The organism is Aminobacter sp. HY435 (assembly GCF_027568395.1).
Classification (GTDB): Bacteria; Pseudomonadota; Alphaproteobacteria; order Rhizobiales; family Rhizobiaceae; genus Aminobacter.
The window spans coordinates 202,034-225,518 of the sequence record NZ_JANKZL010000003.1 but is presented as its reverse complement, the minus strand read 5'-3'; the positions used below and the strand labels follow the sequence as shown (position 1 = coordinate 225,518).

General features: G+C 59.7%; 13 protein-coding genes. 8 read left to right on the top strand and 5 right to left on the bottom strand.

Going from position 1 to position 23,485, the window contains the following annotated elements; genetic code table 11:
* Positions 1 to 113: 113 nt before the first annotated feature.
* From PCJ21_RS04500 to PCJ21_RS04480, 5 genes are all read right to left on the bottom strand, one after another.
* A complete protein-coding gene (locus PCJ21_RS04500) occupies positions 114 to 326 on the bottom strand; it encodes a hypothetical protein (protein WP_269930184.1) in 213 nt (70 codons plus the stop codon).
* A gap of 372 nt (positions 327 to 698) precedes the next feature.
* Positions 699 to 1,643: a hypothetical protein gene (locus PCJ21_RS04495; protein ID WP_269930183.1), complete on the bottom strand. Its 945-nt coding sequence runs from the start codon at positions 1,641 to 1,643 to the stop codon at positions 699 to 701.
* Between the two features lie 303 nt (positions 1,644 to 1,946).
* Complete coding sequence (locus PCJ21_RS04490) at positions 1,947 to 2,675, bottom strand: hypothetical protein (RefSeq protein WP_269930182.1); 729 nt, start codon at positions 2,673 to 2,675, stop codon at positions 1,947 to 1,949.
* Between the two features lie 3 nt (positions 2,676 to 2,678).
* Entirely contained in the window at positions 2,679 to 4,940 is a 2,262-nt protein-coding gene (locus PCJ21_RS04485) for a Mov34/MPN/PAD-1 family protein (protein WP_269930181.1), read from the bottom strand.
* Positions 4,937 to 6,124: a metallohydrolase gene (locus PCJ21_RS04480; protein ID WP_269930180.1), complete on the bottom strand. Its 1,188-nt coding sequence runs from the start codon at positions 6,122 to 6,124 to the stop codon at positions 4,937 to 4,939. Before PCJ21_RS04480 ends, PCJ21_RS04485 begins: the two co-directional genes overlap by 4 nt.
* A 117-nt stretch (positions 6,125 to 6,241) precedes the next feature.
* On the opposite strand from PCJ21_RS04480, the gene PCJ21_RS04475 reads away from it, so the two are divergent.
* From PCJ21_RS04475 to PCJ21_RS04440, 8 genes are all read left to right on the top strand, one after another.
* Positions 6,242 to 7,165, top strand: coding sequence for a WYL domain-containing protein (locus tag PCJ21_RS04475; RefSeq protein WP_269930179.1), 924 nt, complete (start codon positions 6,242 to 6,244; stop codon positions 7,163 to 7,165).
* Positions 7,162 to 10,653, top strand: coding sequence for a helicase-related protein (locus PCJ21_RS04470; protein WP_269930178.1), 3,492 nt, complete (start codon positions 7,162 to 7,164; stop codon positions 10,651 to 10,653). Before PCJ21_RS04475 ends, PCJ21_RS04470 begins: the two co-directional genes overlap by 4 nt.
* On the top strand, positions 10,650 to 11,519 hold the full coding sequence (locus PCJ21_RS04465) for a hypothetical protein (RefSeq protein WP_269930177.1): 870 nt from the start codon (positions 10,650 to 10,652) through the stop codon (positions 11,517 to 11,519). Before PCJ21_RS04470 ends, PCJ21_RS04465 begins: the two co-directional genes overlap by 4 nt.
* Before the next feature lie 54 nt (positions 11,520 to 11,573).
* Positions 11,574 to 12,221 (top strand): hypothetical protein, encoded by a 648-nt coding sequence (locus PCJ21_RS04460; protein ID WP_269930176.1) that lies wholly within the window; start codon positions 11,574 to 11,576, stop codon positions 12,219 to 12,221.
* Between the two features lie 13 nt (positions 12,222 to 12,234).
* Positions 12,235 to 15,024 (top strand): DUF1156 domain-containing protein, encoded by a 2,790-nt coding sequence (locus tag PCJ21_RS04455; RefSeq protein WP_269930175.1) that lies wholly within the window; start codon positions 12,235 to 12,237, stop codon positions 15,022 to 15,024.
* Between the two features lie 65 nt (positions 15,025 to 15,089).
* The gene (locus tag PCJ21_RS04450) at positions 15,090 to 18,392 is read left to right on the top strand and encodes a DUF499 domain-containing protein (RefSeq protein ID WP_269930174.1); all 3,303 of its coding nucleotides are present in this window, start codon (positions 15,090 to 15,092) and stop codon (positions 18,390 to 18,392) included.
* Positions 18,393 to 18,396: 4 nt separating this feature from the next.
* Positions 18,397 to 21,555 (top strand): SNF2-related protein, encoded by a 3,159-nt coding sequence (locus tag PCJ21_RS04445; RefSeq protein WP_269930173.1) that lies wholly within the window; start codon positions 18,397 to 18,399, stop codon positions 21,553 to 21,555.
* Positions 21,552 to 23,348 carry a hypothetical protein gene (locus PCJ21_RS04440; RefSeq protein ID WP_269930172.1) on the top strand — a complete coding sequence of 599 codons (1,797 nt, stop codon included), beginning with the start codon at positions 21,552 to 21,554 and terminating at the stop codon, positions 23,346 to 23,348. The genes PCJ21_RS04445 and PCJ21_RS04440 overlap by 4 nt, the downstream gene beginning before the upstream one ends.
* Positions 23,349 to 23,485 lie beyond the last annotated feature (137 nt).

The following is a 23,485-nucleotide window of genomic DNA, read 5'->3' as shown; positions in this document are numbered from 1 at the left end:
AACGCTCCGGGGTTCTTCGACAAGGATTCCACGCTCCACGGCGTGGTCGATGGCGTCAGTCTCGGCGCGGTGGCGCAGACGCCAAAGGAGATGGTTTGCGAGACGGGTATCCATCAACCGGACCTCCGCTTCGAGCGAGGCAAAGATTTCAGCTGGAGGAGCCCGCAGGTTTCCAGCCATTCCGCGACCATCACGCAGGCGGGATCGCCTTCCTCCACCCGCCGTGCCAGCAGCTCGATTATGACGGGCGGGAGAGGAACCCGCTGGGCGAGGCTCATCCGCGCGAAGTGGATGGCAAGCCCCACCGTCACGGCAGGATCTTCCATCGGTTTGACCCTGCAGTCGCAGGCGGCAATGTGGCCCGCGCGCCTGAGCCCAGCGCAGGTTTCGCTGTGTCCGAGCAGGGTCAGAAGCGGGAGCGAGGCCGTGGCCTTCCTCAGACTGACTGTCGGCGCCGGTTTGCGAGTCGCCGAAGCAGCCGACCTGCAAGGTTTCGACTTCGGGGCTTCCGCAGGAACGCCGATGCCAACATCTGCGGGATTCGCCAGTTTCTGTTTCCTAGTTCTCGGCGCTTCGACGGTTAGCCGCACAGGCTCCGTCCAGGGGACTGGTTTTCTCATTTGAACAAATTCCTCCCGTTCCACAGCACGCTGCGGTTGGTGATTTCGACATTGGTGGGATTGGATCGCCCGTTGGTGTCAGTGCAGGCCGGGTCTTCGGGCGTATCCGAAGCGGGGCTGTTGCATCACTGGCGCCTGCAACGGAACGACGGAGGCCAACTCGTACGGCGTTGGCACCGGGTCATTGGCTGAAGGATTCGCGTCGGGCAGTTTGCAGGTTTCGACAGGGTCGCCTGCCAGCGTCCGACACCGGCGCGCCAGCTCATCCTGGACCCGCCGTGAAAACGCCTCCCGGACCTGCCGGATGAATTCGGCAGCGCCCTCGGCTTCGAGGAGGTGGTCGATCTCGGAAATCCTGAAGACGCCGCGCTCATGGTCGGACATCTCGTCCGCACCATCGACGATCGCGGTCTCGATCCTCACCAGGAGAGGCCCCTGGTGTTCCGCCACCCACTCCGGAGCAATCGCCGCTACCGCCAGCATCCGAAACCGAAGCCGGTCTACTTGCTGAGGGCCGTAGGAGCCAAGGCTCCGCTTGATGTCCAGAATCAGTCCGCTATGGGTCGTCCTGTTGGTGATGAAGAGATCGGGCTTGTAGGATTCCGTCGCATGTACCCGTGACGGAAAACGGACCCCTTTGATCTCGTCGGAAGGTGTCCGCTTCAACATCTCCTGCGCGGCCGGCACGATTGGCATCGGCTTCGTCGGCAGGAGCTTCAAATTCGGATTTTTCTGCACGACCTGCTCAATGGCTGTTTCCAGCAGTCGGCCTTCCTGCATCACTGCTGAGCGGAAGAAGCCGAACAGCGACGCGTATTCGGCGAAGGTGATGTCGTCGCGGCCCTCTCCGGCGAGCGACGCCTTAAAGGCTTCTTCTACCAGCTTATCGATGTCGTTGTCGGAAGCTCCCGACGGCATAAATACGTTCGGCTGTACAAATTGGCGTCGATAACCTGCCAGTCTCGCGGTCGAAATCCGCCGGTTCCCTTCCGGACGGCGGAAATACCCTCTATCAATTCTCATAGCCCAAGACCTCTACTCAGGTTGCGGGTCAGGCCTCCGTCGGTGCTTCCAACACCAGCGGGGGCCGATTGCGTTCATGCCTCTGCGTGAACAGCCGCAACCGATCGGGATCCGGATCGGATCTCAAATGAAAGAAGCCGGCATGGTTAATTTCCGGGCGACGTCCGTCCCCCGTCTTCGAACGGGAGACATGCGCCGTTAGGTAACAATCGTAACCAACTTGCCCACTGGGAGTGTCGTCGACTATTCTGCCTAAATCCCTTTGCGGGCTTTCTACGGGTTCGTCGAGTGTGAGCCACCACCTTATGTTTTGGTGTCTCTGATCATAACGTCGCAGCTCATTGTAAGCTGTCGCGCATAAGATTTCGACGCGTCCAAAACGCTTCCCTTGTTCACCGCAAAAATGAAGTACAACGCGTGTAGAAACGCGAAGCCACCCTGAATGAATATCTGGCCCTGGCTGAGCCTCGCGAAGGCAGGCTGGTAACGATACAGCCAACAAGCGGCCAGAACCGCTAGCAAGTTGATGGCGATGCCGTAGTGCTTTAACCCGTAGAGGTTCCTTCTGAAGCCGTAGCTGATGTTTTCATTGAGAAGGACGCGGAAGCGCTCGGTGTCGTAGGTGTTGTTCCGCAGGAAGTTGTAGCATTCCCCATAAAACTGCGAGGCGCCGACCGGGTCAGCGACTTCTGACTCGCGCGTCGGCGCGGCCTTGCCGATCTGTGTCGCGAGAAAGTTGCGGAACCGGTCCTTGGTGCCGGAATCCAAGCTCGTGTCGAGATAGCTCAATTCGGTGTTCGCCGGGAAGCCACCGGATCCCTTGAAAAGTTTTCGCTGCACACGCCGGCCGGCGCGACGGGCGAGGTCTGCCATCGCATAGAACAAGACTCCTATGCCCAAGGCCGTCATGACCTCTGGCAACCCCGGGTCTTTCCATGACCCCGCAAGAAGGAAAAGAACAAATGCGGGCAGAACGGCGATCAAGGCTGGGAATAGTCGGGCCTTTATTGAATATGTGTCCAAAAAATCCATGGTTCACCTCGAGTGATCGTGGACAATGCTGCAATATCCGCTAGGTGTCGCGATAAGTAGAACGGCAGGCGGAGATCGCTCGGCAGCGAGTTCCTTTGCTGTGCGCCAGTCTGTTGCCGACGGCCCCTGTTCGGCGAGATGGCTGTGCCACGTCCCGACGTCCAGCAGCCGCTTGCCGCTCCTGAGGTGACGTTCCATTATCGCGTCCTTGAGGCCCTGCTCGCCAAGGACGAACAGCGACCTGGTGCGCTGGCTGTCTGGCGGTGCCGGTAACAGGTCGACGACTGTGATCGTCTTGGTGCGGGCGCTGCACGCGCCAACCATCAAACCGCCGGTCTCAACGTCGGGATAGGCGGCAATTTCTTCCCTGATACGTCTGTCGACATCGGCGGAGATCTTGAGGGTCCAGTCGGCGCCGTCGACGGGAACCGCCATCATCGTAGGCACGATGATCGACCGCCACGTCGTCGTCGGCGCGTTGGCGGCCTGAGTGCCGACAGCGATCACGCCGCCGGCGGCGCCTTGTGTGATGAAATTGGTGAGCAGCTCGGTGGCGGCCGCCGACATCGCCGAGAGGCGTGCGTCGGTCATGGGCATCGTCAGCGACCCGCAGCCATCGCCTATCTGGATCTCGGTCAGCCCAAACTTTTCGTCAAACAGCAACACGCTTTCAACCTCGGTGGCCTTGGCGCTGAGTTCGACTTCCAGGTCGGCCAGCGTGGGATTTCTGTCCGGTCCCTCGTGCAGCACGAAAGCGCCTTTTCCCCTCCCAAACAGCGCGATCTCGGTTACCCGGGCGGGAAAATCGGCGGGTGCGACGACGGATAGGGCATCCCGCACAAGGAGCGACGCTGTCGTGTTCACAACTGAGTTCGTGCCCACGGGAGCGATTTTTGCGCAATTTGCCGCCTGCGCTAGCCCCCGTGCGGCATCGTCAAGGTAGACTTGCGGCTTTTGCCCGAGCTTCGACAGCTCGGACGCCAGTTCCGTTGCCTTGGCAAGCGGCAGGACATCCCTGACCAGCGCATGCCGCGCCATATTGTGCGGCTGCAAAATGCCCTTGTCGGCGAGTCCAGTAATCGTTGCACCGGAGCGCGCGAGATGCAGACCCACCTTCGAGCCTACACTGCCGCATCCAATCAAGGCGATCTTGCCGAGGTCCGCCGATGCCGACACTGTCCGCAGTAGCGTGGCCGACACCTTGTCTACCTGGCGCACGGCGACCGCGCGGCGGCCGCTTGGCCCGTCGTAGAGGGTCTTCCTTTTTTTCCGTGGTGACACGTCAAAGATGTAGGGCAGCAATTCGATGCTCGAATCCCGGCCAATCAGTTTGAACGGCCGCCGCGCACAAAAGATGACCCCGATCGGCAGGGATCCTTGGCTAGTCCATGTGGCGGATTCCCAGCGCTCTTCCAGTCGGCGCAAGAATGCGTCAAAAGCCGGGCCGAAACCGAAATCCTTAGCCCTAGCGGCGAGGTCCTCCAGCGTCTCGATGGTCTCCGGGAAGATCGTCTTGGCAATGACGTTTTCGGCGGCCCAGAACACCGCGGTTATCGTCGTCCCGTAGGGATGCCCGGCAGCCGATACGTTGATGTCGAAGGGGAAGATGCTAAGCCTGCCGACGGAGGCCGCCAATTCCTCATTGACGGTTAGATAAACCTCGTCGCCGCTGAGGCGACCCTGACCTGAACGATATCGGAAAAAATCCGATTTCAGCCAAACCGTGCCGGCGTCCCGCCCGACGCGGCCGCGGACGGCCGCAGGGTCGACCACCACCACGTCGTCAAGGTCGTGCCGCATGACCGGTTCCCAGCCGTGCTCGGGATCCATCAGCCCGTTGACGGCGGCTTTGGCCAGCCAGATCGCCATCTGCGAAAGTAGCTGAAGGATTCCAACCTCGACCAGCCCGAAGCTGCTGAAATACTCGTCGATCGAGCCGTCGACGAGGCAGGGCCGCGGCAGCGACTTTCCGCCACCAGCCGACAGGTGCGGCAGGTCACGGGGAAAATCCTCCCGGAGAAAGAACGAGGGACTCTTCCAAGGGTAGTCCGCACCGATGCGGATTTCGACACGTTCCTGCAACTGCACGCCGTTCGGGCTCAAACCCTTGGACGCATACGGCAGGGGCATCTCGACGCTCAGCACGACATAAACGCGGGCGTGATCCTCGCGCATGCCGATAATGCCCGCCTCCACGCACTGCCGATGATCGGAGGCGACACGCACAAACTGTTGTGCGTGCCGCTCGAATTGCTGGATGCTCATTTGTGGCCGTGGGCCCTTGCCGCCGTCGCGATGCCGCTGATACCGACCACCGCCGCCGTCTTCTTGGCGGTCATAGCGAGCTTTTTGGCCGTTCCAGCGTGGTAAATCTTGAATTCCAGCGCGCGGTCTTCGTCGGCCGAGTATTCGGTGGTGCAGATGAACCGGTCGCTTTCACCCACGACCATGGCGATATATTCCCTTTTTGCCCGCTCGTGCGGGGGGGTGGAATCGTCCTTCTTGATCGGCTTGCAACTGGCGACGATCACGGCGCCGTCGCGGATCTGCGAAAGCGCGCTGCGGGCCTCCTCGCAGACCTTGACCTTCTCGCCGAGCTCCGACCAGCGGTCGTAGCTGAGGGTGCGCCACGAACAGTGGTGCGGCGTCTCCATGACGTCATAGCTGAGCCAGTCGGTGTTGCCATCTTCGTCAAGGATGTTCCAGAGCCGCTCCCAAATTGCTACGCCGGCGTCGCCGCCAGTTAGGAACCGGCACATGTCCTTGTAGCCATCGCCGGCGATGGAAAAGCGGATGATGACCGAAGAGTTGTTCTTCTCAAACAGGTCGATCAGTTCCTCGTCATCGTCCTCGACCACCATCGGTGCCAGAAGTCGCCCCTCGAACTGGCCCTCTTCGCCCTGATTTGCGCGGGTGATGAGTTCGTATTGCTCGACGACGATGTCCATAATATCGTCAGTCTTGCCGTCCTTATCCTTGCCCATCAGTAGGATGCGATCGCCGTCGCCGACGCTGTCGCCGATCTCGCGGAAGAGCTTGACCCGGCGACGGGCCTCCTTCTTCCAAGCCTTCGCTTCCTCGCCGAGCTTGTGGTTGGCGCTGGCGCGCCGGAACACGATCGGGGACGACCACATCTCCCGGATGAGGATCAGATCGTCCTCATTGTCTTCGGGAAAGTCCTCCGGCGGGCCGAGATAAAAGTGCTTGCTGAGACCCGTGATGTGGTCACCATCCGGATGGGACAGCAGGAACGTGTCAACATAGAGCCTATCTTGGTCGTCACGCGGCAGCCGTTCCTTGAGGTCGGCAGCGACATCGTAGGTATCGTCGTCGGGGTTATCCGCGGCGCCGCGGATGTTGATGTCGATTAGGATATGCTGGCCGTTGTCGAGCTTGATCAGCGCCATATCCCCGTTGTCGACCGGGAAGAAAGTGAGCGAAGCAGTCATGAGAGCACTCCTGGCGTACAGTCGACCACTTGAATGGCGGCCGACGCGAAATTGCGGTTGACGACTCAGTTTCTGCGCTCTAGGTACACGAATAGTTATTAGATGGGAATAGTTTCAATGCCTAAAATTGTGGACACTCTGCGCTGGGGTGTCGAACAGCGGCTGGAATTCATAGAATTCCGGCTGTTCTGGGAGGGTGGTGTCAACCGCTCGGACATCATCGATACGTTCGGAGTGTCCGTCCCGCAGGCGTCGAAGGATCTGACTCTTTATCAGGAGCGTGCGCCAGGAAATGTGGTCTATGATAAGAGCGCAAAGCGCTACATCCCGGCTGCCGGCTTCAAACCAAAGTTCCTCAATCCCGATCCAGATGCATTTCTGTCCCGACTGCAGTCCGCCGTTGAAGATGCTGACTGGCAACGCGACTCATGGATATCAACGGCGCCGGATGCAGATGTCGCCCTGACACCAAAGCGCGATGTGGACAGTGTCGTGCTGAGGGCGGTTTTGAACGCCATCCGAAATCAGCGTTCAATCGAGGTCCTGTATCAATCGATGAACCCCAAGCGACCCGATCCCAAATGGCGGCGCATAACTCCACACGCCTTCGGCTATGACGGATTTCGGTGGCATGTCCGTGCCTTCTGTCATCTAGAGGAGGTGTTCAAGGACTTCCTCCTGCCGCGGATCCTGAAATCACGTTGCGAGGATGAACCCGGTGCGCCAGGTGAGGCCGACCACTTCTGGCACGAATACTATCCATTGGAGATCGCGCCCCATCCAGCGCTTACGAGCTCGCAGCAGGAAGTCGTGGCCAAGGATTACGGCATGAGAGGACGCAAATGTGTTCTTCGCGTCCGCATGGCGATGCTCTTTTACGTTATGAAAAGACTCGGGCTCTTGTATGACGCTGTCAACGAAGACCCAAGAAGGCAGCACATCGTCCTGTTGAACGAGGCCGATGCAAAGCGGGTTTTAGAGATCGCAGATTCTGGCCGTGTCGTTTCGGATGCGGTCACAGGACGAGGGGTGACGGGATGAGGCTTGAAGAGGCTCGCAGTGGCGCGCTTGTGCGCGGTATCGCGCCAAGTCGCGCCGTGCAGATCGTATCCGTGGACTGGATTGGCGATCAGGCCATCAATGTGGTGTTTCGCGATCCGGAGGGAACTGTCGCGGAGACCACACTCTACCGCGACGACGAGCACCGGCTGTCACTCGAGCAGCGAGGGAGAGCCTGGTCATTCGACGCTGACGGCGGCCTTTTGCGTCTGGCAACTGAGGCAAACCGCATAAAATTGGCCTACTGTTTCGATCCCTATCTCGCCATCCACACCAGCCTCGTCGATCCGCTCCCACACCAGATTTCGGCTGTCTATGGCGAGATGCTGCCGCGGCAGCCGCTGCGATTCCTGCTCGCCGACGATCCCGGTGCTGGCAAGACCATCATGGCCGGGCTGCTGATCAAGGAATTGATCGCCCGCAGCGACCTGGAGCGCTGCCTGGTCGTGGCTCCGGGCAGCCTTGTTGAGCAGTGGCAGGATGAACTCGGCGAGAAGTTCAATCTCGAGTTCGACATCCTGACCAGGGACATGATCGAGAATTCCCGCTCCGGGAATCCTTTCGAGGACCGCAGCCGGCTAATCGTCCGCCTCGACGTGCTCGCCCGGAACGAAGAGCTGCAGGACAAACTGGCGAAGTCGATGGAGTGGGATCTCATCATCTGTGATGAAGCCCATCGCATGTCGGCGACCTATTTCGGCGGGGAAGTCAAATACACGAAGCGGTACCAGATCGGGCAGAGGCTCGGAGAACTCTGCCGCCACCTTCTTCTGATGTCGGCGACGCCGCACAACGGCAAGGAGGAAGATTTCCAGCTGTTCATGGCACTGCTCGATGGCGATCGCTTCGAAGGCCGTTTCCGGGACGGTGTCCACTATGCCGACACAGGCGATATGATGCGACGGCTGACGAAAGAGGAACTCCTTCGGTTTGACGGTCGTCCGCTGTTTCCGGAACGGCGCGCTCGGACCGTCAAATATGAGCTGTCGGAAAGCGAGGCCGCTCTCTACTCCGCCGTGACGGAATACGTCCGGACGGAAATGAACCGGGTGCAGCGTTTTGCCGAGGGTGATGGTCGCAAGCGCAACAATGTCGGTTTCGCCCTGCAGATTCTCCAGCGTCGGCTCGCCTCATCGCCCGCGGCGATCTACCAGTCCCTGAAGCGCCGACGCGAGCGCCTGGAGAACGAACTCGCCGAAGCTCGTCTAAGTTCGAAAGGGCGTGCTGCAGGATTCGGTTCTATCGATGGCAATGGGGAAACCCTGCGCAGCCTGGAGGAATTGAGCCAGGAGGAGATCGACGAGTTTGAGGATCTGATATCGACTGGCGCGACCACTGCGGAAACCGTCGAGCAATTGGCCATAGAGGTCGATACGCTCCGGAGGCTGGAACAGATGGCTCTGTCCGTTGTCCAGTCCGGTGTCGATACCAAGTGGACCCAGCTCAATCGAATTCTTGACGACGACCTGATGACAGACGCCGCGGGCAACCGCCGCAAACTGATCATCTTCACCGAGCCCAAGGACACGCTCCACTATCTGGCCGACAAGGTTCGTGGGCGTCTGGGCAATCCTGACGCGGTCGAGGTCATCCATGGCGGTGTGACGCGCGAGGAGCGGCGGAAGGTCATCGAGCGCTTCATGCAGGACCGGGACCTGCTGGTCCTCGTTGCCAACGATGCCGCCGGCGAGGGCGTGAACCTCCAGCGCGGCCACCTCATGGTCAACTACGACCTGCCGTGGAACCCGAACAAGATCGAGCAGCGCTTCGGGCGCATCCATCGTATCGGCCAGACGGAGGTCTGCCACCTCTGGAACCTTGTCGCAGCGGACACCCGCGAGGGTGAGGTCTACGCGCGTCTTCTGGAGAAACTCGAGGCGGCGCGCGAGGCGCTTGGCGGCAGGGTTTACGACGTGCTGGGCGAGCTGTTCGAAGGCGTGGCGCTGAAGGACCTCCTGTTCGAGGCAATCCAGTATGGCGAGAAAGAAGAGGTGAAGGCCAAGCTTCTCCGCCAGGTGGACGGAGCGGTCGACCAGGCCCACCTACTCGACCTCCTGCAGCGTCGGGCGCTGACCAACGACACGATGCCGGAGGCTGCCGTCGAGGAGCTTCGGCTGGAGATGGAGCGCGCGGCCGCCCAGCGGCTGCAGCCGCACCATATCCAGAGCTTCTTCATCGAAGCCTTCCAGCGGCTCGGCGGGCAAATCAGGAAGCGCGAGGAAGGGCGTTTTGAGATCACCCATGTTCCGCTCAAGGTTCGGGAGCGCGATCGCCAGATCGGCATAGGTGCGCCCATCCAGAAGAAGTACGAGCGCATCTGTTTCGAGAAGAGCCGGATCAACCAGCAGCCAGTGGCGAGCTTCGTGTGCCCCGGTCATCCATTGCTGGAGGCGGTGATTTCGCTCATCCGTGAAGAATACGACCACGTCCTGAAACAGGGTGCGGTCCTCGTGGATGATACCGATGACGGTCAGGACCTCGCGGCGGTGTTCCTGCTTGAGCACAGTGTCCAGGATGGTCGCCAGACCAGCCTCGGCAAGCCGCATATCGTCTCGCAGAAGCTCCAGTTCACGGCCGTCCGCAAGAATGGTGAGGCGCATGACGCTGGCATCGCACCGCATTTGAACCTGCGCCCGGCCACACCGGAAGAACTCGAGCTGGTGAAGGTCGAGCTCCAACAGGACTGGCTGAACTCCGATCTCGAGAGGACCGCGCTGCGCTTCGCGACCGTGGACATGGCTCAGCGCCACGTCGCCGAGGTAAAGGCGCGCCGCTTGCCAGAGATCGCTAAGGTCGAGCAGGAGGTAAAGGCGCGGCTGACGAAGGAGATCAACTACTGGGACAACCGCGCGGCGGAACTGCGCGAGGAGGAACGCGCGGGCAAGAAGACGCGGCTCAATTGGCAGAACGCCCAGCGCCGCGCCGAGGACCTTGCCGAACGCCGCAAGCGGCGGGAAATGCTGATCGAGCAGGAGAGGTTCATCTCCTCGCAGCCGCCAAGGATCCGCGGCGGCATAGTGGTGGTCCCGCGCGGTTTCTTGGCGTCGCTACAGCCACAGATAGGGGCGGGCAGCGGTTTCTCGGAAGATCCGGCCGCCCGCCGCGAGATCGAGATCGCGGCGATGAATGCCGTCATGGCCGCCGAACGTGCGCTCGGCAACGCGCCGGAAGACGTGTCGGCGCAGAAGCTCGGCTACGACATTGCCTCACGCGGCGGCGAGCACATGCGCTTCCTCGAAGTGAAGGGCAGGATCGACGGCGCCGACAGCGTGATGGTGACGCGGCAGGAGGTGATCACCTCCCTGCATGAGCCGGAGAAATTCATCCTGGCCGTCGTGCAGGTCGAAGCAGGGTTCGCGCGCGAGCCGATCTACGTCCGCAGACCATTCAGCCAGGAGCCTGAATTCGGCGTCACCGCCATTCAGGTCGACCTGAGGAAATTGCTTGAGAAGGGGCGAAGACCATCGTGAATATCACAAAAGGGCTGATCATCGATGATCCGTGGATCGGCTACATCCTGGACGGCAGCAAGACGTGGGAGATGCGGTCGACGGGGGCGTCGCATCGCGGCTGGTTCGCATTGATCCGGAAGGGCACAGGCGCTGTCTGGGGCGTGGCCCGACTCGTGGATTCGGGCGCGCCACTGTCTCCACATGATATGATCGCCGCGTTCGAAAAACACCGTATTCCTGCCGAGATGATCTGCAGCGGACAGGTCGCGAAGTGGAACACGCCGTGGAAGCTGGCGGATGTCCGCAAGCTCTCCTCGCCTGTTGCCTATCGCCACAAGTCCGGGGCCGTGACGTGGGTTGAACTCGACGAGAGGGCATCGTCGGAAATCGTCCGCCAGCTCGGTTCGATCTCGTTAGAGGACAAGTCCGAGACGACAACGCCCGCGCCCGCGACGGGATTTCTTCAGAAGGTAAGGGATGTGTTTGCATCGAAGCCGACTGTTCCTTCGCCAGGCGCGCCGTCCGCGGCGCCCGCCGTCCAGGCAAAACCCGTCGCATCAAACGGCCATGGCCGCCTGATCGGCGAGGTGCCTGTCACGCGGGGCAACATAGACAACAATCACATCTATCTCCGTTCGATCTTCGACAAGTTCCCGGCCGATGCGAAGGGAGGCTCCAACAAGGCTTCGGCGGCGAAGAAGGAGATCATCGTCGACTGGGGCGATCCGGACACGGTACGGACCGACCTCGACGGCGAGAAGAAGTTCTTTCGGGCGCGGGGCTGGATCGGTCGCTTCTACAAGCTCAACCGGGCCAAAGCTGGTGACAAGGTGCGGATCGAGGAGATTGCGCCCTATCGATATCGAGTCAGCCTCGTAAGGTAGGCGTGGAAGGGGCGGCAGGTGATCGTAGCACCATTCTTCGAAGGCGACGATTCGATGGACGTGGCATGGCGACAGCACGATGTGTACGGCGACGCGCTACGCGTCATCGTCCGCACGTGCCACGGTTACGGCATGTTCGCCCGCCGGCTTCTCAATGACGAGCTTCACGAGGCGTGGGGCCAGATTCGCCGAGTCGATGATCATCGTACGCTTCAATGGACGCATGATCTACTTGCCGCGGTGTGGCGACACGACAACTTTCCGCAGCAAGCGAGTTTCGCCTTCGCAGCAAAAGCCGAAACTGGCGACCTCGAAGCCAAATGGCTTGCCTGGTTGAAGGCTGAAGTCGAAAGCTGGATCGATTATCCATGGCTGATCCGGTTGGTCATGACCATCCTGTCCAATCAGAACGTGTCGGCCGGCTACGTCGCGGAAAGCGAAATCGGCTTGGCGCTTCTGCGTCGGTTTGCGCGCGTTCCGTGGCGAAAAGACATAGGCGAAGCATTCAAGGCCGGCCTCGAGCGCGAAAGCGCGAAGGCATTGTCGAGGGATTCCGACCCTATCGAGATCGACGAAATCGAAGAGTTCCCGGAAGGTGGCCTTTGCGAATGCGCCAGCGTAGGCCGCGCTCCCTGCAGCCAGATTCCCTGCAAGACAACATGCGAGCGCGCGGCCCGAGAGGGCTGGGGTCCGCTTGAATAGAAAGAACTGCCGAATGACCTACAAGAAGAAACTCATCGAAGTCGCGATCCCGCTGGAGAAGATCAACGAGGCGTCGGCGCGGGAGAAGTCGATCCGGCACGGCCATCCATCGACGCTGCATCTGTGGTGGGCCAGGCGTCCGCTTGCGGCGTGCCGCGCGGTGTTGTTCGCCCAGCTCGTCGACGATCCATCGAGCCATCCGGAAACCTTCAAGACACCGGAGGCGGTGGAGGCCGAGCGCAAGCGCCTGTTCGATATCATCGAGGAGCTGGTGATCTGGGAGAATTCCACTAACGAGGAAGTGCTGGAGCGCGCGCGGGCGGAAATTCGCAGGAGTTGCGGCGGCGAACTGCCGCCTGTCTACGACCCGTTCTCTGGCGGCGGGTCGATCCCGCTTGAGGCGCAGCGGCTCGGACTCCCAGCCTATGGCAGCGACTTGAATCCTGTCGCCGTGATGATCGGCAAGGCGATGATCGAGATCCCGCCCAGGTTCAAGGACATGCCTCCGGTTCATCAAGGCGGCGGGGAGCGCAACCATTACCGCAATGCTGAGGGGCTGGCGGAAGATGTGCGCTATTACGGCGAATGGATGCGCGAGAGGGCATTCGAACGTATCGGCCACCTCTACCCGCAGGTCGACCTGCCGAAGGAGTATGGGAGCGGCAAGGCGACGATAATCGCCTGGATCTGGTCCCGGACGGTGCCGAGCCCGGACCCGGCGTTTTCAGATGTTCAGGTGCCGATTGCGGCGAGCTTCCTGCTCTCCAGCAAGAAGGGCAAGGAAGCCTGGATCGAGCCGATCGTAGATAAAGCAAAGAAGACGATCACTTACCGCATTCGCAGGGGCGGCACAAAGACCGAACTGGAAAAGGCGGCGACGGGCGCTAAGGCCGGGCGCGGCGCCAATTTCGTCTGCCTGCTGTCCGGCACGGCGGTCACACCAGATCACGTGAAAGCGAGTGGAAAGTCCGGCAGGATGGGCCAGACACTCATCGCAATTGTCGCGGAAGGGAGAGGCGGCCGCATTTATCTAGAGCCGGCACCGGAGCAGGAACCCTTAGCGAAGTCAGCAAAGCCAAATTGGGAACCAGAGACCTCCCTCCCTGACGACCCACGCAATTTTTGGACTGTAGACTACGGCCTCACAACCTTTGGCGATCTCTTCACCGATCGCCAACTCTTGGCGCTGAATAAGTTCAGCGAATTGGTACACGAGGCGCGGGAGAAGATCGAGAAGGAGGCGTTGGCGGCCTACCTCGCCAGTGACGATTTGCCTCTTCGTGACGGAGGCAAAGGAGCGAAGGCCTATGCGGAGGCGGTGAGCGTATATCTGGCATTTGCGATCTCGAAACTGACGAATCTCGGCTCTACGATCACTAGCTGGATGAGCGACAGGGGCGCATTGCGCGAAACATTCGCACGCCAAGCAATACCGATGGTGTGGGACTTCGCCGAAGTGAATTTCTTCTCCAACTCGGCAGGAAATTTCTCGACACCGATCGATAAGATAAGCCGATCAATCGAAGATTCTAGAGGACTGGCAGAGGGAGCTATAACGCAGCGGGAGGCATCTGAAGCACCGTATACTGCGAACATGGTGATTTCGACCGACCCTCCATATTACGATAACATAGGATATGCGGACCTTTCGGACTTCTTCTTCTGCTGGCTGAAGCCAGCGTTACGCCCGGTATATCCTGATCTGTTTAGCGTGCTGGCTACCCCCAAAGCCGAAGAGCTCGTTGCCACTCCGTATCGCCATGGAAGCAAAGACGCCGCCGAATTGTTCTTCTTGAACGGCATGCGAACGGCGCTTCGCAAGATGGCTTCCGAAACTTCGCCGGAATTTCCGGCGGCAATCTATTATGCGTTCAAGCAGAGCGAGGTCCGAGATGAAGGCATAGCATCGACGGGTTGGGCGACCTTCCTACAAGCTGTGATCGAGGCCGGGTACGCCGTCGTTGGCACATGGCCAGTCAGAACAGAAAGCCCAGGGCGCATCATTGCTCTGGGCACTAATGCCCTTGCCAATTCGGTGGTTCTGGTCTCCCGAAAGAGACCTTCCGATGCAGGTGTCATCTACAAGGACGAATTCATTCGAGCGCTGAGGCGCGAGCTACCGAAAGCGCTAGACGATCTGCTCGCCGCCAATATCGCGCCATCGGACATTCCGCAGGCATCGATCGGTCCCGGGATCGCGATCTACAGCCGCTATTCCGAGGTTCGCGAAGGCGCCGATGAGAAGATGAGTGTGAAGTCGGCCCTCCAACTCATCAACCGCGAGGTCGACGAATATTTGAACAACGTGGTCGGCGAGTTTGATGCCGATACGCGTCTTGCTATTACTTGGTTCGAGCAGTTCGGCATGGGTGCCGGTCCCTACGGCACAGCCGATAACATCGCCCGCGGTCGCGGAATTTCAGTGGAAAGCGCGAAACACGCAGAAATTATCGAAAGCTCGGCCGGGAAAGTTCGAATCTTACGCCGAGATGAACTTCCCGAAAAATGGGACCCCGCCGAGGACAGGCATCTCACCGTCTGGGAATGCTGTCAGCAGGTGGTGCGCGCGCTGGAAACAGGCGGCGAGTTCGAGGCCGCTGTACTGATCCGCGCGATCGGCCCGGCCATGGCGGAGAACGTCAAGGATCTCGCCTATTGCCTCTACAACATTTGCGAAAAGCGCAAGGACGCCAAGGAGGCGACTTCCTACAACGCGCTGATTGCCGTGTGGTCGGACCTGACACGGCTCGCCGCCAGTTCCGAAACCGCAAGCCGCGGCGGCCAGTTTTCACTGGCCGTCTGATTCCTCGGCAGGACTGGGCGGTCCTGCCGTAGCTTCGAAACGATGATCCCGAGGGGGCAAGAACGATGGCGAAAAGCGCAAGACAGCATGTTTTCGAGGGAATGGAGCTTCTTCCCGAAGCCCTGACCCCGTTCGTGGAGAAGCGGCTCGAATCCTCGCTGACGGGGCACTGGCCCGTCCAGGTGGTGGAGCGCATCAGCGGCCTGCGGGTCGTCCAGGGCGCCGTGGCCTGGGACCAGGCCGGCCTGCTCAAGACAATGATGGCCTACTGGAAGGAAGCCTTCGCGAACGTGCTCGGACACGCTGAGCGCTCGTTCGTCTCGGAACTGCTCGAAGTGCGCAACCGCTTTTCGCATAATGAGACCTTCACTTATGACGATGCGGAGCGGGCGCTGGACTCCATGCGCCGCCTGATGACCTCGATCAGCGCCGGTGAGACGGCCGAGAAGATCGGGGGCATGCGCGACACGATCCTGCGCATCAAATTTACCGAACTGCAGCGCAACGAGGAACGCCGCAAGACACAGCGCTCCGACATCTCGGTGGAGACGGTCGCAGGTCTGCTGCCGTGGCGGGAGGTGGTGGAGCCGCACCAGGATGTCGCCACCGGGGAGTTCACCCAGGCCGAGTTCGCCGCCGACCTCGGCAAGGTGCACAATGGCTCGGCGCCGTCGGAATATTCCAACCCGAAGGAATTCTTCGCCCGCACCTACCTGACCGACGGACTTTCCACGCTTCTGGTCGGCGCGGCCAAGCGGCTTTCCGGCACGGGCGGCGACCCGGTCGTCGAGTTGCAGACCAATTTCGGCGGTGGCAAGACGCACTCCATGCTGGCGCTCTACCATATGGCGGGCGGCACTCCGGCGCGTGATCTACCGGGCCTCGACCAACTCCTCCAGAAGGAAGGTCTGGGCGTTCCAGAGAAGATCAATCGCGCGGTGTTGGTCGGCACCTCGCGCGGACCACAGGATATCCTCAAGACAAAGGAGGGACTGGAGATTCGCACGACGTGGGGCGAGCTCGCTTATCAGCTTGGTCTCGCAGAAGGTTTCGCCATGGTGGCGGAGAACGACGCCAAGGGAATCGCGCCCGGCTCGAACTTGCTCGAATCCCTGTTCAAGACATTCGCGCCGTGCCTGATTTTGATCGACGAATGGGTCGCGTATCTGCGCCAGATCTACAAGGTCGAGGGGCTGCCGTCCGGCTCGTTCGACGCAAACCTGTCCTTCGTCCAGTCCCTGACGGAGGCGGTGAAGACCAGTCCCGGCACACTCCTCGTCGCCTCGCTTCCGGCGAGCCAGATCGAGGTCGGTGGCGAAGGCGGGCAGGAAGCGCTCGCGCGCCTGAAGCAGACCTTTTCGCGCGTCGAATCCTCGTGGCGGCCAGCCAGCCAGGAGGAGAGCTACGAGATCGTCCGGCGGCGCCTATTCAAGGAAATCCCCGGCGACCGCTTCCATCACCGCGGCAACACGCTGAAACAGTTCGCCAAGCTCTACCGCGAGAACGCGAACGACTTTCCGCAGGGGGTCGCCGATGAGGACTACCGCCGCAAGCTGGAGAAGGCCTATCCGATCCATCCCGAACTTTTCGACCAGCTCTATGTGAGTTGGGGCTCCTTGGAGAAATTTCAGCGTACGCGCGGCGTTCTGAGGCTAATGGCACAGGCGATCCACGAGCTATGGATGAACAATGATCCGTCCGTGATGATCATGCCGGGCAGCGTGGCGATCAGCTCGGCGCGCGTCGAGCCGGAGCTGCTTCACTATTTGGAACCTTCCTGGCAGGCGATCATCGCGGGCGATGTCGATGGCACCATGTCCACACCTTACAAGATCGACCAGTCCGCACCGAACCTGAACCGCTATTCGGCGACACGCCGTGTGGCGCGCACGATCTTCATGGGCTCCGCGCCCATGCATGGTCAGCAGAATAAGGGGCTCGACGACCGCCAGATCAATCTCGGCGTCGTGCAGCCCGGCGAGCGCCCTGCGATCTTCGGCGATGCACTGCGGCGGCTGACCAACCAGGCCAAGTTTATGCATTCCGACCTTGGCAAGCACTGGTACTCGATGTCGGCGAGCCTCAACCGCATAGCCGCCGACCGCGCCGGGCAGATTGAAGAAGCGTTGGTCCTGGTCACGATCGACAAGGAACTGACGAAGTACATCAACAGCATCGGCGATCGCGGCCATTTTGATGCGGTACAGGTACCCCCTCCATCAAATTCGGGCGAGGTTCCGGACGAAGCCGGCGGCGTGCGTTGTGTGGTGCTCGGCGTTGCCCACCCATATTCCGGACGCGACGGGTCTGAGGCGATGGTCGAGGCCAAGGACATCCTTATGCAGCGCGGCACCGCGCCGCGCGTCTATCGCAACACGCTGGTGTTCCTGGCCGCTGAAACGAAGCAGATCGACGGCTTGAAAGAATCCATGCGTTCGGCGCTCGCTTGGGGTGAGATCGTTCGCGACACCGATCGGCTAAATCTCACGCAGAGCGACGAAGCGCTCGCCAAGGCCAAGCTCGCTGAGGCGCAGGAGACCATGAAAACGCGCCTGCGCGAGACCTGGTGTTACCTCATCTACCCTATCCAGGAAGATGCGACGAAGGACATCGAATGGATGACCGGACGCATTCCTGCGCAGGACGGAGTCCTTTCCCGGGCGAGCAAGAAGCTTGTGAACGAGGAAGGACTGATGCCGGAGCTTGGACCCGGCCGGCTCGACCGCGACCTCCAGAAATACATCTGGAACGGTAAGCCGCATCTCTCGCTGAAGGACCTGTGGGAGTACCTGAACAGATACACCTACCTGCCGCGGGTAAAGAACCGGACGGTCCTGACCAATGCCGTGAGATCGGCGATCTCGAACATGTTGCCCGGGCCATTCGCTTATGCGGAACGGTATGACGAGGCGACGCAGTCGTACGTTGGGCTGGCAATCGAAAGTTCGTCGAGTGCGGCCGTGGTGATCGACAGCGACAGCGTCATCATCAAGCCGGACATCGCCGAAGCGAAGCGACCGAAGGCGAAGACCGAGATTGATACCACGACGGACGGTGCAACCAACGCGGGCGGAATGCAGGAGGCCGCTGGCACGATGGGGGCGGGTTCTGCATCGTCGACGACTAGCGAGGAGCGCAAGCCAACGCGTTTCGTTGGAACGGTGATGATCGCGTCCGGGCGCCCGGCCCACGAGTTCCGCCAGGTCGTCGAGGGCATTGTCGAGCAACTGACGACGCTGTCCGGAAGCGATGTCTCGCTGAAGCTCGAGATCGATGCCGAGGTTCCGTCTGGTCTCGATCGCGGCAAAATCCGGACGCTGCTGGAGAACGCCACAACGCTTGGATTCATCGACAAGAAGGTGGAGTGAGCCGATGAAACCATTGGCTGCCGCAGGCGATCCGGCTTGGGATTCCGAGCAGGCGGGAATCAAGGTTCGCTTGCGTGACAATCCAGGCCGTCAAGGACTCACGACAGGCCGGACAAGAACAGCAGGCACCTTCCTGATGGTCGAAGTGGACTTCGGCCCCAACGAAAAGCAGTTCAAGCGGTATCTGCAACTGGAACCGGTCATCGAGGATGTCGAACTGATCGACCTGCTGAGCACCGGCAGGTTCGGCTCCCCGGGTGATTTGAGGCGCGTGCTTACCTTCGAAAAAATAAAGGGCGATCTCACGAACGTCTTCTATTCGATGGAGGCAAGTAACACGGATTTCTATCCGCATCAGTTCAAGCCGGTGATGAGATTCATCGAGTCACCCGTTGGCCGGATGCTGATCGCCGATGAAGTCGGTTTGGGCAAGACCATCGAAGCCACTTACATCTGGAAGGAAATCCAGGCTCGGCATTCAGCTCGACGGCTGCTGATCGTCTGTCCGGCAATGTTGCGAGAAAAATGGCGCGGCGATCTCAGAAAGCGGTTCAACATTTCGGCGGAGATTGTCTCGGCAAAGGGCTTGCTGGACAAGGTCGAGGATATCGCCATCAGGCGCACGTCGGATGCCTTTGTCTGCATAACCAGTCTTGAGGGGTTGCGACCACCCTCGCGGTTCTTGGAAGAAAGCCAGCAAGGCGTGCGCGCCCGCTTCGCCAGGCTGCTGGACCAGAATACCGCCAGCGAGGATTTCGCTGTATTCGACCACGTCATTATTGACGAAGCCCATTACCTTCGCAATCCGTCGACCGCCAACAATCGCCTCGGCCGTTTGCTTCGTGAGGCATCGCGACATTTTTTGCTGCTCACTGCCACGCCGATCCAGATCGGCAGCGACAATCTCTACCAGTTGCTTCGCCTCGTCGACGAGGACGAGTTCTACGATTCAACTTTGTTCCAGGAGATGCTGTCCGCCAATTCCCACATCGTAAGAGCACAAAGGGCGTTGTGGCAGCAGCCGATCGACGTGAAGGGGGCGCGTTCGGCGATCGTGGATGCAGAACAATCCGATTACTTCAGAAAGGATGCCGTACTTCGCCGCGTCAAAACGGAAATCGATCATGCGGCCATCGATCCTGAAAAACGCATCGAACTGCTGAGCCTGCTCGAATCCCGATCCTTGCTTTCGCAATACATGACACGCAGCCGAAAGAGGGAGGTCCTACCTAATCGCGTCATCCGCGCTCCCCAAGTCCTGAATGTAACTTTCAGCCCGCAGGAGATGGCAATCTACGAGCACGTCACGAAGCGGCTGCGGGATCAGTCGGTGGGGAAGTCGGGCGTGTCGCTGTTCTCTTTGGTCGCCCGTCAGCGCCAGATGGCCAGTTCCATTGTCGGCGCTCTGGAGAGCTGGAAAGAGAAGCAACTCGTGGATGAGTTGCTGTGGGAAGACTTCGGGCTTACGCGTGGGTTGGTTCAGGATGGAGGAGGCCTCGGTGACGATCGAGATGACGATGAAGCCGACGACGCTGGTGTGGGGCCGATCGCTTACGGATACAGCTTCGACATAACGGAACTGGAGCGAAGCGACGTCAAGTACCGGGCCCTGAGCAGCTTCCTGGTCAGCGAACTGGCGAAGAATCCGAACGAGAAATTCGTCGTCTTTGCGTTTTATCGTGGGACGCTGAAATACCTGGCCAGGCGCCTGCGAAAGGACGGCATCCGGGCCGCAGTCATCATGGGCGCCATGGGCGAGGCAAAGGATGCCGCGATAGAGGAATTTGCCCGGCCCGAAGGCCCGTCGGTACTGCTTTCTTCCGAAGTCGGTAGTGAGGGCATCGACCTCCAGTTCTGCAGATTCGTCATCAACTATGATCTGCCCTGGAATCCGATGCGCGTTGAGCAGCGCATCGGGCGCCTCGACCGCCTTGGCCAGAAGGCAGAGCGGATCTCGATCATCAACCTTGCTGTTACCAACACGATTGAAGATCGCATTCTGATGCGCCTGTACGAACGGATAAACGTATTCCGAGAAAGCATCGGAGATATGGAAGAGATACTCGGGGATGTTACGGAAAAGCTCATCCTTGATCTTCTCAATCCAGGCCTTTCGGACGACGAGCGGGACAGAAATGCAAAGGTTGCCGAACTGGCGCTGCACAACACGCAGAAGCAGCAGGTGGAGTTGGAGCAGCAGGCTGTCAACCTGATCGGGTTTTCCGACTACGTCCTCGAGCACATTTCCGACAGCAGAAGCAAAGGGAGATGGTTGAGCGCGCTTGAGCTGCAGCTGCTCGTGGAGGATTTCTTCGGCAGGAAATATCCCGGGACGAAAATCGAGCCCCATGCATCCATCGCTGACTCTGCACGTATTGCGCTTTCGGAGGAGGCGCGCCGGGATCTGGGATACTTTATTGCGGACACCCGGCCTGCAACGCGAACGAAGCTGCATCAGACAAACAGGTCGGTTCTTTGTGTATTCGACCCACGTGAGACGGAAGCCGTCGGCTCCGACATCGAATTCGTCGAACCTAGCCATCCCTTGATCCAGTGGATTCGAAGCGCTTACGAGAACGATCAGACACAACTTCATCGTATCGCCGCCATGAAACTTGCCGGGCGCGGGGCCGGCTTCCCGCCTGGTGACTACGTCTTCTGCGCACACCGATGGTCGTTTGCAGGCGTCAGAACCAATGAAACGTTGGCTTTCAGTGCGATCCGTCTTGGTGACGCAGAACCACTCGGCGGCTCGAGTTCCGAGGAACTCATCGCTTTTGCTACCCGATCCGCAGTGCCGCTGCCCAACGCTCAGAATGTAGTCGGCGATCTGCAGCTAGTCTCGGAGGCCGCGCAAACCTGCGACCAATCCTTGGCTGACGCCTTTGCTGAACGTCTTGCGACCTTCGAAGCCGAGAACATGGTGCGCTGCGAGCAGCAGGAGACCAGCGCCAATAAATTCGCTCAACGCAGGGTGGATGAACTTCGGGGTCGCGTTCAGCGCTTCCGGCAAGCGGACAATCTCAGGCTGATTCCCATGACGGAAGGACTGATCCGCAAGGAGGAAGAGCAGCTCAAGACAAAGCTGGAAAGGATAGCCAGGCGGCGCCACGTCGAGGAGACGATGGTTCCTTTAGCGATGGGGATAATCAGGGTGGAATGATGGCCAGTGAATGGGGAAAGGGGATACGCGCTTTCTGGGGGCGGCTGTTCGGTACAAACAACGGACAGAAAGAGGCAAGTCGAACATCGGTAGAAGACAGTCGAAAAACACGATCTGCAATCGCGGAGGTGGCGGCGCGTACGCCGCCATCAGTTCTTCCTGATATCGCACCAGATCCCGAGAAAGGTGATGAGCCGACTCGCAGACACCGGCATGAAGCTTCGGCAGATCAAATCGCTGACAGCAACATTCGAACGCCGGAGAAGAATATTCATGCACAGTCGAGCCCAGCGCGGGCAACGAAGAAGGCCGTTGCTCCTGACGTAACACCAGCTGCTCAGCTACGCGCCAAGCGCGGTGCTGCGGAACGTCCACAAGCATCTCTGTCGGCCGTACGTCCGGGCCGTCGTCAGGCCGACAACAGAGATCGTGCGAACGCGCGTCCCATTCAGCTCGAGCAGGTGTTCATAAACCTCGGCGTGGATTTCGGGACGAGCTTTACCAAGGTCTGTTTCCGCGACACCGGAACTGAAAATTCGTTCGTGGTGACATTCGACGCGGAAACGTCGGACGATGCATTGCAACCGTCAGTAGTAGCGATTGACAAGAAGGGGAGACTGTATGCCGCTGATGAAGCTCCGCGCGGAGCAGCGCTGATACCTTACCTCAAGATGAGGCTGGCAGGAGTTCCGATAGGTGACTCCCTCCCCATTGTCGGTGGGGTCGATCTTGGGAGCGACGGAGCCACGCGAGCGTTGGCCAGCTGGTTCTTGGCCAAGGTTCTGGTGAGAAGCCGGGAGTGGATCACCTTTAACGCATCCGACCGACTAAAGAACAGAACTGTTGTCTGGTCAGCCAATGTCGGCGTTCCCGTAGAGCATTTCGATTCTCCTGTGATCGAGACGTTCCGGCAGGTGCTGGGTGTCTCTTGGCTCTGGGTTACAGACCGGAGCTTGCCCACCAACATCATGGATGCAGTGAGCGCATATGAGCAATGCGTTGTTCGACTGGAGCAAGAGATTGCAGATTTTCACGCAATTCCTGAAATCGCCGCTGCGGTCCAATCCTTCGTGATGTCCCGCCAAGCAGTTCCCGGAATCTATGTCTACTTTGACATCGGTGGCGGAACAGTCGACGGCGTTGCATTCAAGTTCCTGAACCAAAAGGGCGAGCGTCGGGTCAACTTCTATTCCGGAAAAGTATCGCCGCTCGGAATTTCGGCTTTGGCTTCAACGCTTGGATCGAGCTCACCGCGCACCATAGATGAGAAGGCGCTGAAACGGTTGATCAGCTATGGAAATGTTGAAGTTCTTGCAAAGTTCGAACATCGCGTGAGGCAGCTGGTTGGGGAAGTAGTCGTGACAGCCAAACGAAAGGACGGCCGAAACTGGCAAGAAGACGCCATCCAAGCGGATGACACACGAAAAACTATCCGACACCTGAGTGGTCTCGATAGAACAAAAATGAGACCACTCGTCGTTTTCCTGGGCGGCGGAGGCGCTCCCTCTACGTGGTATCAGACCGCGATCAGTTCGACCTATGACAAGTTCCAGCATTTCGCGAACCAAATCCCGCCGTATCAACTGCTGGAAGTCGCCGTTCCCGCAGATCTCGACATGAATGGGTTGGCGCCCAACGACTTCCGAAGATTTGCAATCAGTTACGGCTTGTCGATTCCATTTGGCGAGGGACCCGAGATCGGTCTCCCGAGCCAGTTCGCAGAAGCGGAGGCGCTGCAGACTCGTCCGCTGCGAGTTGCCAGCTACCTAGACAGCAAAGACGCATATGATTGAGATGGATGGTCATACTCGGCTCGCAGTCGTCTAACGGAAATGACACTTGGCCCCGCGTTGGGGCGGAGCTGGGGGAGAAGGGGGGAGTCGATGATCCATGGCGCGCGTAAGCTGCCGACCATGCATGTCTCCGTGCG